Annotated in this window: 14 protein-coding genes and 1 tRNA gene; 9 read left to right on the top strand and 6 right to left on the bottom strand. The window is 63.4% G+C overall.

Features of this window, described 5'->3' with window-relative positions; translation table 11 throughout:
* Positions 1-207 precede the first annotated feature (207 nt).
* Genes CH295_RS20915 through CH295_RS20900 form a run of 4 tightly spaced genes read left to right on the top strand, consistent with a single transcriptional unit; the run spans position 208 to position 4,432 of the window.
* Positions 208-1,548, top strand: coding sequence for a branched-chain amino acid ABC transporter permease (locus CH295_RS20915; protein ID WP_052047893.1), 1,341 nt, complete (start codon positions 208-210; stop codon positions 1,546-1,548).
* A gap of 7 nt (positions 1,549-1,555) precedes the next feature.
* Positions 1,556-2,545: a branched-chain amino acid ABC transporter permease gene (locus CH295_RS20910; RefSeq protein WP_032404006.1), complete on the top strand. Its 990-nt coding sequence runs from the start codon at positions 1,556-1,558 to the stop codon at positions 2,543-2,545.
* On the top strand, positions 2,538-3,632 hold the full coding sequence (locus CH295_RS20905; protein WP_252342118.1) for an ABC transporter ATP-binding protein: 1,095 nt from the start codon (positions 2,538-2,540) through the stop codon (positions 3,630-3,632). Before CH295_RS20910 ends, CH295_RS20905 begins: the two co-directional genes overlap by 8 nt.
* The gene (locus tag CH295_RS20900) at positions 3,632-4,432 is read left to right on the top strand and encodes an ABC transporter ATP-binding protein (protein ID WP_032394315.1); all 801 of its coding nucleotides are present in this window, start codon (positions 3,632-3,634) and stop codon (positions 4,430-4,432) included. Before CH295_RS20905 ends, CH295_RS20900 begins: the two co-directional genes overlap by 1 nt.
* 145 nt (positions 4,433-4,577) lie before the next feature.
* On the opposite strand, the gene CH295_RS20895 is transcribed toward CH295_RS20900, so the two are convergent.
* Both CH295_RS20895 and CH295_RS20890 read right to left on the bottom strand, forming a co-directional pair.
* Entirely contained in the window at positions 4,578-5,912 is a 1,335-nt protein-coding gene (locus CH295_RS20895; RefSeq protein ID WP_037192660.1) for an ABC transporter substrate-binding protein, read from the bottom strand.
* A 173-nt stretch (positions 5,913-6,085) separates the two neighbouring features.
* On the bottom strand, positions 6,086-6,718 hold the full coding sequence (locus CH295_RS20890) for an ANTAR domain-containing response regulator (RefSeq protein WP_037192661.1): 633 nt from the start codon (positions 6,716-6,718) through the stop codon (positions 6,086-6,088).
* Positions 6,719-6,838: 120 nt separating this feature from the next.
* Between CH295_RS20890 and CH295_RS20885 the strand changes: the two genes are divergently transcribed.
* The 3 genes from CH295_RS20885 (at position 6,839) to CH295_RS20875 (ending at position 7,901) form a co-directional block, all read left to right on the top strand.
* Positions 6,839-6,915: transfer RNA gene (locus tag CH295_RS20885), tRNA-Leu, on the top strand.
* A 74-nt stretch (positions 6,916-6,989) separates the two neighbouring features.
* Complete coding sequence (locus tag CH295_RS27895; RefSeq protein WP_170945993.1) at positions 6,990-7,166, top strand: hypothetical protein; 177 nt, start codon at positions 6,990-6,992, stop codon at positions 7,164-7,166.
* A gap of 3 nt (positions 7,167-7,169) precedes the next feature.
* Positions 7,170-7,901 (top strand): AAA family ATPase, encoded by a 732-nt coding sequence (locus tag CH295_RS20875; protein WP_094635402.1) that lies wholly within the window; start codon positions 7,170-7,172, stop codon positions 7,899-7,901.
* Here the strand turns inward: CH295_RS20875 and CH295_RS20870 are convergent.
* Positions 7,886-8,875, bottom strand: a complete 990-nt coding sequence (locus CH295_RS20870; RefSeq protein WP_094741863.1) for an AraC family transcriptional regulator — start codon at positions 8,873-8,875, stop codon at positions 7,886-7,888. The genes CH295_RS20875 and CH295_RS20870 overlap by 16 nt on opposite strands.
* 152 nt (positions 8,876-9,027) lie before the next feature.
* Here CH295_RS20870 and CH295_RS20865 point away from each other — a divergent pair, with 152 nt between their 5' ends.
* A complete protein-coding gene (locus tag CH295_RS20865; protein WP_252342125.1) occupies positions 9,028-9,516 on the top strand; it encodes an anthrone oxygenase family protein in 489 nt (162 codons plus the stop codon).
* Here the strand turns inward: CH295_RS20865 and CH295_RS20860 are convergent.
* Positions 9,492-9,695, bottom strand: a complete 204-nt coding sequence (locus CH295_RS20860) for a hypothetical protein (RefSeq protein ID WP_141217065.1) — start codon at positions 9,693-9,695, stop codon at positions 9,492-9,494. The genes CH295_RS20865 and CH295_RS20860 overlap by 25 nt on opposite strands.
* Before the next feature lie 57 nt (positions 9,696-9,752).
* Between CH295_RS20860 and CH295_RS20855 the strand changes: the two genes are divergently transcribed.
* A complete protein-coding gene (locus CH295_RS20855) occupies positions 9,753-10,277 on the top strand; it encodes a DNA-deoxyinosine glycosylase (protein ID WP_094741801.1) in 525 nt (174 codons plus the stop codon).
* Here CH295_RS20855 and CH295_RS20850 read toward each other — a convergent pair.
* Complete coding sequence (locus CH295_RS20850; protein WP_230596361.1) at positions 10,243-11,076, bottom strand: acyl-CoA thioesterase; 834 nt, start codon at positions 11,074-11,076, stop codon at positions 10,243-10,245. The genes CH295_RS20855 and CH295_RS20850 overlap by 35 nt on opposite strands.
* 96 nt (positions 11,077-11,172) lie before the next feature.
* Positions 11,173-12,591: a pyruvate kinase gene (gene pyk, locus CH295_RS20845; protein WP_082323730.1), complete on the bottom strand. Its 1,419-nt coding sequence runs from the start codon at positions 12,589-12,591 to the stop codon at positions 11,173-11,175.
* Positions 12,592-12,711: the final 120 nt, after the last annotated feature.

The raw sequence follows: 12,711 nt of genomic DNA, 5'->3' as shown, positions 1-12,711 counted from the left end.
ACGACACGAACGCACTCGCGGCGCGCGTCGCGCACCGCGAAACACAACCGATACTTTCCGGAAATCTCAGTCGCCGATTTTGCGTCGTTTCAGCGGATAGAGTCCGACAATTGCAGTAAATCCCCAACCCGTGACTCAACGACAACCGTCCGGAGGACGTGCGTGGCTCCAAATGTTCGATGGACCAGAAAGGTGCAACCGCCGAGGTTGCGCGCAAGATCTGCCGTTCGGCTCTTCCAGCGAACACTCCTACTCGCCGTTCTGAGTTCCATTGCCGCGCTGCTGTTCAGTGCGCCGGCATTGGCCCAGGAACCTACCCCCACTCCCCCGGCAGCACCGGGGACCAGCGCCGAACAAGCACCGCCTGCGGACGCGGTCAGCGTCGCCGGATCTCTCAACAACGGTGGCGAACGACTCATCGGCGTCGATGTCGCGGCGCTGGACGCGTCCGGCTCCGAAGTCGCCCGCACCACCAGTGAAACCGGCGGCCGGTGGACCCTCGAATTGTCTCCCGGCACATACACATTCCAGGTCGTTCAGGAAACGCTCCCCGACGGGGTCAGCGTCCAGGGCGAGGTCCAGCGCGATGTGCAGGCAGGGCGTTCCAACACTGTCATCTTCTCGTTCGGTGAGGCCAGAACCGCCACCAGCATCCCGTTCTACGAGAAGTTCGTCCGCACCACCGTCGACGGCTTTCGCTTCGGCCTCGTCATCGCGCTCGCCGCGGTCGGACTGAGTCTGATCTTCGGCACCACCGGTCTGACGAACTTCGCGCACGGAGAAATGGTCACGCTCGGTGCCGTCGCGGCGTGGTTCTTCAACGTCAGTGTCGGGATACAACTGATTCCGGCCACGCTGCTGGCGATCGTCGTGGGAGTCGCGATCGGCTGGCTCAACAACGCCCTGATATGGCGGCCGTTGCGCAAGCGACGAACCGGCCTCATCGCACAGCTCGTGGTGACGATCGGCCTCGCGATCGCACTGCGCTATCTCATCCTGATCTTCTTCTCGGACCGCTCCGAACCCTTCGACGACTACCAGGCTCAGACCGAGAACAACTGGGGTCCGCTGTCGATCACCAACGTCAACCTCGCCTGCATCGTCATCAGCATCGTCGTGCTGGTCGGCGTTGCACTGATGTTGCAGCGCACCAAGATCGGCAAGGCCATGCGTGCGGTGGCCGACAACCGGGACCTCGCCGCGTCCTCCGGCATCAACGTCGAGCGCGTGGTCACGTTCGTCTGGTGCCTCGGCGGTGGCCTGGCTGCCCTCGGCGGCGTGTTGTTCGGGCTCTCCGAACTCGGCGGTCGCGTGCAGTGGGAGATGGGCTTCAAACTCCTGTTGCTCATGTTCGCCGGCATCACGCTCGGTGGACTGGGAACGGCCTACGGCGCCTTCCTCGGTTGCGTCATCGTCGGTCTGCTCGTGCAGTGGTCGACGCTGGTCATCAATCCCGATCTCAAATACATCGGAGGGTTGCTCGTCTTGATTCTCATCCTCGTCGTCCGCCCACAGGGCATCCTCGGCTCGCGACAAAGGATCGGGTGACCTTCACATGGATATCATCGGTGCACTTCAGATCTCACTCGCTCAGCTGGTCGGCCCGTCCGCCATCTTCTACGCTCTGCTCGCCATCGGCTTGAACCTGCACTTCGGCTACGCCGGACTGCTCAACTTCGGCCAGATCGGCTTCGCACTGCTCGGCGGATACGGCGTCGGCATCACCACGATCACCTACGAACAGCCGCTCTGGCTCGGCATTTTGGTGGGACTCGCCGCGGCCGGGCTGCTCGCCCTGGTGCTCGGCATTCCGACGCTGCGACTGCGAGCCGACTATCTCGCGATCGTCACCATCGCCGCCTCGGAAATTCTGCGACTGGTGTTCCGTTCGACCGCAACGGATTCGGTGACCAAGTCGACAAACGGCATCACCGGCTTCGCCGGACCGTTCACCAGCATGAGTCCGTTCGAGGGCGGCAAGTCGTACAGCTTCCTCGGCGTGCGCTTCCTGGGCAACGACCTGTGGGCCATGCTCGTCGGTTGGACCCTGGTCCTGCTGTTGTGCGGAGTGATCTACCTCCTGACACACAGCCCCTGGGGACGCGTCCTCAAGGCCGTCCGTGAGGACGAGGACGCTGCCCGCTCGCTGGGCAAGAACGTCTTCGTCTACAAGATGCAGGCACTGGTTCTCGGTGGCGTCATCGGCGGTATGGGCGGTGTGTTCAACGCACTGCAGACCCAGTCCATCAACCCCGATTTCTACTCGACCGCACAGACGTTCTTCGCCTTCGGCGCACTGATTCTCGGCGGGGCGGCAACGGTGTTCGGCCCGGTACTGGGCGCGATGCTCTTCTGGTTCCTGCTGTCCATTCCCGATGCGATTCTGCGGCAATTGATCTCCGGCGACGACCCGGTGCTCAACCTCACCGGCGCCCAGGTCGGTGCCACGCGATTCGTGCTCCTGGGAATCCTGATCGCCGTCTTGATGGTGTTCAGACCTCAGGGCATTCTCGGCAACAAGCGAGAGGTTCAACTCAATGCCTGACCCGAGCAAGGATGCTGCTGCAACGGCCGCACCGAGCAAGAAAGCCAGCACCCTCGAATCACGCGCTGCCCAGGCGTTGTCGAGCGATCAACGCGCCGCCCTGTTCGCCGGTGTGCCCAACGAACCCGGCGCGCCGAAGCCGGACGCCACCATGGTGGTCGACGGCGTCTCGCGTACCTTCGGCGGCCTCAAAGCCGTCGACGTGGCGCACCTCGAAATTCAGCGTGGCTGCATCACCGGTCTGATCGGGCCCAACGGTGCAGGCAAGACCACCCTGTTCAACCTGCTCACCGGATTCGATCGACCCGACACCGGCACGTGGTCGATGGACGGCCAGGAACTGGGTCGGATGCATCCGCACCAGGTGGCCCGCAAAGGTGTGGTGCGCACGTTCCAGTTGACCAAGGCGCTGTCGAAACTGACTGTGCTGGACAATGTTCGACTGGGTGCAACCGGTCAGCGCGGTGAACGCATGATCAACACGTTCATGCCGTGGACGTGGAAGGCCCAGGAACGTCAGATCACCGAACGCGCATACGAGCTACTGAGCCGCTTCAAGCTCGACGCCAAGGCCGACGACCTGGCCGGCTCGTTGTCCGGCGGTCAGCGCAAGCTGCTGGAGATGGCGCGAGCACTGATGACCGATCCGTCGGTGGTCATGCTCGACGAGCCGATGGCCGGGGTCAATCCGGCTCTGACGCAGTCACTTCTGGGGCACATCAAGTCGCTTCGCGACGACGGTATGACGGTGGTGTTCGTCGAGCACGACATGGACGTCATCCGCGACATCAGTGACTGGGTGGTGGTGATGGCGCAGGGCAGCATCATCGCCGAGTCCACCGCGGAGGAGCTCTCCAACAACGGAGCCGTCGTCGACGCGTATCTCGGTAGCCATCACGATCAGGCTCTGGAATTCGACGCCGACGGCAATCCGGTCGGAGCCACCGCCGAACTGGCCGAGGCCTTGAAGCAGGCCGAGAAAGAGGAACTCGAAGCGGGAGGCGATCTTTCGGAACCGGAGTTCGTCAGCCCAGTGACGCCCGACGTCGCCGAGGGCGGCTCACACCGGGCCAAGGAGGACAACTGATGAGCGAACAGACATTGACGCCTGCGGAATTCGCCGCGACACCCGAGGAGCACGCGCGACTCGCCGAGGGTGCACTGCTGCGCGCCGATGGGCTGGTGGCCGGGTACATCCCCGGTGTCAACATCCTCAGCGAATGCAACTTCTTCCTCAACGACGGGGAGATCGTCGGCATCATCGGGCCCAACGGTGCCGGAAAGTCGACCCTCCTCAAGACCCTGTTCGGGCTGGTCGCCGTCCGTGAGGGCAGCGTCAAACTGCGAGGTGACAACATCACCTCCGCAGAAGCGCACGTATTGGTCACCAAGGGAGTCGGCTACGTTCCGCAGACGCAGAACGTGTTTCCGTCGCTCACCATCGAAGAGAACCTCGAAATGGGAATCTATCTGCGTCCCAAGAAGTTCGGCGAGCGTTTCGAGTTCGTCAGCGAGCTGTTCCCGCTGCTCGGTGAGCGCAAGAAGGTCAAGGCAGGCGCGCTGTCCGGCGGCGAGCGACAGATGGTCGCCATGGGACGCGCACTGATGATGGAGCCGTCGGTACTGCTCCTCGACGAACCGTCGGCCGGATTGTCACCGATGTTCCAGGACGAGGTGTTCATCCGCTGCAAGAAGATCAATGCAGCTGGCGTCTCGATCATCATGGTCGAGCAGAACGCCCGTCGCTGCCTCCAGATCTGCGACCGTGGCTATGTCCTCGACCAGGGCCGCAACGCCTACACCGACACCGGTCCGGCATTGATGAACGACCCGAAGGTGATCGAGCTGTACCTCGGCACACTGGCAGGAAGCAAAGAGAAGAAGTAGCTGCTCGACAACGACGAAGGCCCCGGTTCGATCGCCATCGAACCGGGGCCTTCTCGCTGCCGTCGAACAAGCGACGCATACGAAAACCTCTGGGCCCGAGTCCTGATCGAGGACTCGGGCCCAGAGGCTGTGTGACAGTTACAGATCACTCACCGACGACGATGTAATCTTCCGTCGTCAGGGTGTTGTCCGGTCCGAAGACCAGGTTGCCGTAGGAACCGGTGGCGGGCTCTCCTGCGTCACTGAAGTTCAGCGCGCCGGTGATTCCGTCGTAGTCGATATCGGTTCCGGCCTTGACGAGCGGAAGGCACTCGGCGTAGCTGGTGCACTTGGTGCCGTCCTTGGTGACACTGTTGATGTTGGCAGCGATGTCGGTGCCTGCCGTCGACTTGGCCTGCTCTGCAGCGAGCGCCGAGATGATCACTGCGTCGTAGGACTCACCCGCGTAGTTGAAGTCCACCAGAGCCGGATCGACGACCTTGAGACGGTCCTGGAATCCGGTGCCGACATCGGTCAACGGAGTGGTGCCGCGCATCGTGTCGAGCAGACCCGGTGCAACCGACTCACCGAGGGCGTTACCCATGTTGCCGTCGACGCCGTAGACCAGCGTGCCGTCGGACGGTCCGATGCCGATCTCGTGCATACGGGTGATGATCTTCGCGGACTCCTCGAAGCCGATGATGGCCACGGCGTCCGGGTTGAAGTTCTTCACACCGTCGACCTCGGCGTTGAACGACTGTGCGTTCGGGTCGTAGATCGTGGTCTGGATCTGGTCCGCCGCGATGCCCGCCTCTTCGAGGTTGTCCGCGGTGTTCGCGGCCAGGCCCGTGCCGTACGGGTCGTTGAGCGCGAGGATGGACACGCGCTGCGCGCCGTCCTGGGCGATCAGCTGGGACAAGGCCTGGGCCTGCAGCACGTCGGTGGGTGCGGTACGGAAGTACTGGCCCTTGTCCGGGTAGCAGACGAACTGATCGGACGTGTTCGCCGGCGAGAACTGCACGACGCCTGCGCTGGCGATCTTGTCGATGACCTTGAGCGAGACCGAGGACGACGCTGCACCGACGATGACGTCGGAGCCGCCGGCGAGCAAACGGTCCACCGTGGTGTTGGCGGTATCTGTCGTCGTGTCACCCGAGTCACCGGGGATGAGCGTGACGGGCTGCTCGAGGACACCACCGGCTTCGTTGACGTCGTTGATGGCCAACTGCACGCCGGCAACTTCGGGCGGGCCGAGGAAGGCCAGGGTTCCGGTCTCGGGGAGGAGGGTTCCCACCACCAGCGGTGCCGTGTCGGGAGTTGCCCCGGCAGTGGCCTGCTCGGGCGTGCAGTCGGTGGAGACGGTCGTTTCCGCGGCTGCAGTGCCGCCGCTGGCACTGGTGGAGTCGGTCGAGCCCGAGTCGTCGCTCGACGAACAGCCGAACAGTGCGAGCGAGGTAACGCTCAGCACCGCAGCCGTGCGGACATAGGTCCGAATTGCCATCTAGGTTCTCCTTGAAATTGCTCGTCGATGAAGCGCACCTGAGTTACATGTGGCTCACGTGTGGGTCAGACGCTAATGCTCGGAGCTGATTCGCAAGGCCTAGAACGACGCTCGTGACCTGACTGTGACCTAGAGAGTCGAAGTTTTACGTGTCCGTAGCTTTCGCGGGTCGATCAGCTCTCTGCCACAGGCTTGTTCGCGGGGGTACCGAGAGTCTCGATCACGACCTCCGCGACGGCCTTCATCGTCGTCCTGCGATCCATGGCGGCACGCTGAATCCACTTGAACGCCTGCGGTTCTGTGAGCGATTGCGAGGTCATCAGGATGCCCTTGGCCTTCTCGATGAGCTTGCGCGTCTCGAGCCGGTCCTGCAGATCCACGATCTCGGATTCGAGAGCGGAGATCTCACCGAAACGACTGGCGGCCAACTCCACCGCGGGCATCAGGTCGGCTTTGGTGAACGGCTTGACCAAATACGCCATCGCTCCGGCATCGCGCGCCTTCTCCACCAGCTCGCGCTGACTGAACGCGGTGAGAATGACAACGGGCGCAATGCGCTTCTCGGCGATCTCCGATGCCGCATCGATTCCGTCCCGACGCGGCATCTTCACATCCATGATCACCAGATCGGGACGCAGTTCGACGGCCAACTCCACCGCCTGCTGACCGTCGGCCGCTTCACCGACCACGTCGTAACCCTCTTCCCGGAGCATCTCCACGAGGTCGAGTCGGATCAGGGATTCGTCCTCCGCGACCACCACGCGAAGCGGGGGCTTGCCAGTACCGTGCGCACCAGGAGCATTCATCTGTATCGGTCTCCTTTGACAGTCATCGCCCATCAGGGCCGTCGAGCATCTGAAGGGTACCGGTGCGCGCCCCCGAAAGCGCATCTTCTAAACTCGTCAATCGTTGCTTGAAAGACGCCAGCCCTCGTATCCCAATTGGCAGAGGAAACGGATTCAAAACCCGTCCAGTGTGAGTTCGAGTCTCACCGAGGGCACCACAACAGCGAAGCGCGGTCTTGACACGATCGAGCGGTCGGTAATGGCCGCCCATGATCGCGCCTACAGTGGAGTCATGTACATACCCAGCAGTCTCCGTTGTCATGACACCAGTGCGGGCAGTTTGTGCGCAGCGAAGGTCGACCATCGTTTCGGGGATTCGGCGGACCGGTCGGCGGAGTGGGTCTACTACACCTGCAGCGCCGACACCGCCCACGAGACCGGTTACGTCGACCGCCTGGTCACTGCCTGAACCATGTTCGTAGAACGCGCCCACGTCCACGCCGACGACGTCGGATCGGACTGGCCCTTCACCGTGCCTGCTGTCGCCGACCTCGCTCGCGACGGACTCGAGTTCCTGGCACCGGTCACAATTCTGGTCGGCGACAACGGTTCCGGTAAATCGACCCTCGTCGAGGCGATCGCCGAGGGTTTCGGTATCGATGCCCGTGGTGGTCGGGCGGCGCAGCAATCACGTCGACTCGACGAGGTGACCAGCGCCCTCGGCGAGGTACTCGAACTCGAGACCACGCCGCGGGGTTCTCGAATGCTTCGTGGACCACGACCGAACAAGCGCGGCTTCTTCCTGCGCGCCGAGACCGCATTCGACATGGCCGAGAACCTCGGCGGCATGCCGGGCTTCTGGGACGAGAACACCGCGGAGATGAGCCACGGCGAAGGTTTTCTGACCATGTTCGGCGCTATGTTGGCCGAACCCGGTTTCTACGTTCTGGACGAGCCGGAATCGGCCCTGTCGTTCACCGCGAGCCTGCAGCTCGTTGCACTGATGTCCGAGCTGGGTAACGAGGGCGCGCAGATCGTCTGCGCGACCCACTCACCGATTCTGGCGTCGACCCCCGGTGCGGACATCGTCGAAGTCGGCGAACACGGTCTACGCCGAAGTACCTGGGACGAACTCGAATTGGTACAGCACTGGCGTCGCTACCTCGAGGACCCGAACAGCTATCTCCGTCATCTGCTCGACTGACCGTCGGCCATCGACACCTCACGACGCCGACGCACACTTCCCGGGGAAACCCCCATCGCCCGTTTGAAGGCCTTACCGAATGCCGCCTCCGAGAGATACCCACTGCGTCGGGCCAATTCGGCCAGCACGACGTCCTCGGAACGCAAGGTCTGATACGCGACCTGCATTCGCCACGTCGCCAGGTAGCTCATCACCGATTCGCCGACCAGTTCGGTGAAACGCGCCGAGAACGCCGAACGTGACATGTTCGCGCTCGACGCCAGAGCCGCAACGGTCCACCGCTCGTGGGGATGTCGATGAATCAGAGCCAACGCAGCTCCGATTCGGTCGTCCTGCAACGCTCCGAGCCACCCGGACTGCGCTCGCGGACTGCCGGCGATCCACGACCGCAGTGCGAGGATCACCAGAATGTCGGACAGCCGGGTGATGACCGCCTCTCCCCCGGGCTCGAGGACTCGGGCTTCGTCCGCCACCATCGCCAGGACGTTCTGCATTCTCGCTTGTTTCGGTCCGGGCTCCGCATCGACGAACACCACAGCAGGCAGCAGACGGACGAGCTGTTGCGCCGCAGGGTGATCCAGCCGCACCGCTCCGCACACCAGGGTGGCGGCCGGTCCTGCTCCCTCACCGTGAGCGATCACCGCGTATCGGTCGCTGACGTACTCGTGCGGGAGGTCGTACACACTCGCCGCTCGTGTCGCCGCATCCTCGTCGGCGGCGAGAACGTGACCTCGCCCATGCGGGACCAATGCGAAATCGCCGGGCACCAACTCACGCATCGGCTCATCGGGAACCGACAGCAGGCACCGACCGTCCACCACCGTGTGAAACCACAGCGCGTCCTCCATGGCGGGCAGGTCGAGACCCCACGAACCGCTCATCTCGGATCGCACGTAGAACGATCCGGTCAACCGCAGAAAGTGCAGGGCCTCACCGAGCGGATCGGGCGACTTCCAGGGGTCGAGTCCACGCATCGGTCGATTGTTGCACCACTTGGACGATCGGACATCGAATCCGGCGTTTCGAGCATTGATCATCCTGCTGTTCCGAGCAACAGTGGACGACAGGACAAGTCCTCGTCGAAAGGATCACCGACCGTGAACATCAACCGAACAGACCCGTCGTGATGGAGCGGGCGTCCTCGGTCGCCACCCTCGTGTCCGCCATCGGATGCGGGCTGGTCGCAGGAGTGCTGCTCGCCTTCTCCATCAGCGTGCTCCCCGGCCTGGCAACACTGCCGGTACCCGACGCCATCGCCGCCATGCAGAGATTCAATGCGGCGATTCTCAACCCGATGTTTCTCGGCCTGTTCTTCGGAACGGCCATATCATGCACTGTCGCAGTGATTCTCGCCGTGTCGACCGGTCGGGGTTCACCCCTGCTCGTCGTGAGCGGTGCCGTTCTCTACATTCTCGGATGCTTCGCGATCACGGCCGTTCTGAACGTCCCCCTCAACGACGCACTGGCCGGTGTGGATCCCGGCAGTGCGGCAGGCACGGCGGTGTGGCAGAACTTCACCGACAAGTGGACGCGATGGAACAACGTCAGGACGGTCGCGGCGACCGCCGCCTGCGCCGTCCTGATCGTGGGTCAGGGCAGATCGGCACTGGGCTGATCGGACACCGAATCCTGGTGTCGCTTGCGAATTTCTTCTTCGAACCGCGCGATGAGGTGGTCGGTGTCGGCGGTCGAGACATCTCGCGCGCCTTCGTCCATCGCCGCGTCACGCCCCCGGCGCAGTGCGGCGAGTTCGGCTTCGAGTTCGTTGTTGTCGAGTACGCGTGGATCCAACATGACGTCCATTGTGGTCCCCCGTCCGGTGCCCCCGCGGGGATTTGCTGTAATCACGCAATGACCGTGGTGCACAGTTTCGATCCGATAATCGGACCGGGCGCAACAATCCTGATCCTGGGGTCCATGCCCGGCGTCGCCTCGCTGGCCGCGCAGCAGTACTACGCCCATCCACGAAATGCGTTCTGGCCAATCATGGGAACGGTGTTCGATGCAGGCCCCGAACTCCACTACGACGCGCGCACCGAGCGCCTGCGCAGCCATGGCGTCGCGGTGTGGGACGTGCTGAAGTTGTGCACGCGCGAGGGAAGTCTGGACTCGGCGATCATCGAATCCTCCATCGAGACAAACGATTTCAACGAATTGTTCGCCGAGCACCCCGGCATCGTCAGGGTGTTCTTCAACGGAGCCAAAGCAGCCGAGAGCTACCGACGGTACGTAGCAACGAAACTGCCGCTACCCCACGTCGAATTCACTCGATTACCGTCGACCAGCCCGGCGCACGCCTCACTGAACCTGGATGCGAAGACGCGCGCGTGGTCGGACGCACTCAGGCTCGGACCCGCTTCGGGAAGTGGCGAATGAGACCTTCCTGCACGACGGTGGCCAGCAATTGGCCGTCCATCGAGAAGAACCGTCCGGTGGCCAGGCCACGGGACCCTGCAGCGACGGGTGATTCGGTGGCGTAGAGCGCCCACTCGTCGAACCGGAACGGGCGATGGAACCAGATGGAATGGTTGACCGTCGCCGCCACGATGCGATCGAGTCCCCACGAGAGTCCGTGGGTGGTGATGATCGAGTCGAGCACCGTGGTGTCCGACGCGTAGCCCATGGTTGCGGCGTGGAAGATCGAGGCGTCGGGCAGATCCCCGTCGGCCTTCATCCACACGCGATTGTGGTTGAGCTTCTCGCCGGTGCCGTGCATGATCCACGCCGGATCGTTCGCGTACCGCATGTCGATCGGCTTGAGGGCGTCGACGAACATCTGCAGTCGATCCTCGTACCCGACGAAGTGATCGCCGAGCGGTGGCAGCGCGTCGGGGTACGGAACCTCGGGCACCTCGACACTGTGTTCGAGTCCTGTACCGAAATCCTGGAAGGCAGCGAGCATGACGAACAGCTCGTTGCCGTCCTGAACTGCGGTGACCTGCCGGTTGGCGAAAGCGCGTCCGTCGCGCTGGCGCGAGACCCGGTATTCGATGGGCTTCTTGACGTCGCCACCGCGGATGAAGTGGGCGTTGATCGCATGCACGTCTCGCGAGGTACCGGAGACGGTGCGACCCGCCGCGATCAGGCCCTGAGCGACCAGTTGTCCCCCGAACGTACGGCTGCCCACCTGCTCGGGGTGAACGCCGACGAACACGTCCTCCTCGATCTCCTCCAGTGCGAGGAGATCGAGGAGCGTCTCGAGATCGGTCCTGCGTACTGCTGTACTGCTCGGCGCGCTTTCGCTGACGCCGGTTCCCCCCGCTTCGACCACTTACCGGTCCTCTTCTCCGATTCGGTGCACATGGATCAAGTTGGTCGAGCCTACTGTGCCGGGAGGGGCACCGGCCACGATCACGACCTGATCGCCCTTGCTGTATCGACCCAGCTCGAGCAGCGCCCGGTCCACTTCCTTGACCATCGCGTCCGTGGAACCCACATCCGGGACCAGGAACGTCTCGGTGCCCCAGCTCAGCGACAACTGGCTGCGGACCTCGGAGATGGAGGTGAAGGCGAGCAACGGAAGCTTGGTGTGCAGACGAGCCAACCGTCGAACGGTGTCTCCCGACTGGGTGAACGCCACGAGCGCCTTTGCGTCCAAGCGCTCACCGATGTCACGGGCGGCGTACGAGATGACGCCACGCTTGGTGCGCGGGACGTGCGTCAGCGGAGGAACACTGTCGCCCTCGGTCTCGACCGTCTCGACGATGCGGGCCATGGTCCGCACAGTTTCCATCACGTACTTACCGACCGAGGTCTCACCGGAGAGCATGACCGCGTCGGTGCCGTCGAGCACGGCATTGGCGACGTCGGACGCTTCGGCGCGCGTCGGGCGGGAGTTCTCGATCATCGATTCGAGCATCTGGGTCGCGACGATGACGGGCTTGGCGTTGGCGCGGGCGATCTGGATGGCACGCTTCTGTACCAGCGGCACCTGCTCGAGGGGCAACTCGACGCCGAGGTCACCGCGGGCGACCATGATCGCATCGAACGCGAGCACGATGGCTTCGAGGTTGTCGACGGCTTCGGGCTTCTCGAGCTTGGCGATGACCGGAACTCGGCGGCCGACGCGGTCCATGACGGCGTGGACGAGTTCGACGTCCGCGGGGGAACGCACGAACGACAGTGCGATGAAGTCGCATCCCAGAGCGAGGGCGAACTCGAGGTCGGCGATGTCCTTCTCGCTCATGGCGGGAACGGACACGTCCATGCCCGGCAGGGACACACCCTTGTTGTTGCTGACCGGTCCACCTTCGGTGACACGGCACAGCACGTCGTTGCCTTCGACGCCGGTGACCACGAGGCCGACCTTGCCGTCGTCGACGAGCAGACGGTCGCCTTCCTTGGCGTCCTGGGCCAGCTCTTTGTACGTGGTCGACACCCGGTCGTGAGTGCCCTCGCACTCTTCGACGGTGATGCGGATCAGCTCGCCGGCCGCCCAGGTGGTCGAGCCCTCGGCGAAACGCCCGAGACGAATCTTCGGTCCCTGCAGGTCGGCCAGAATGCCCACGGCTTTGCCGGTGGCGTCCGATGCTGCGCGAACCCTCTCGTAGTTGGCCTGATGATCGGGGTGATCACCATGGCTGAAGTTCAGTCGTGCGACATCCATTCCACTCTCTACGAGTTCACGGATGCGCTCTGTGGTTGCGGTTGCAGGTCCAAGGGTGCAGACAATCTTAGTACGTCGGCTCACGAAAGCGAGCCTAGCCGCTGGACGCCGCGTTCTCTATCGCAGACGCATCCACCGCGATACTACCGATCGGTAGCCACGCTACCCCGCTGCTGAGATGGTCTGTACCGGTTCAGAGACGGG

Source organism: Rhodococcus sp. 14-2483-1-2, assembly GCF_002259405.1.
In the GTDB taxonomy this organism is placed as follows: Bacteria; Actinomycetota; Actinomycetes; order Mycobacteriales; family Mycobacteriaceae; genus Rhodococcoides.
This window is presented reverse-complemented; position numbering and strand designations above follow the sequence as displayed.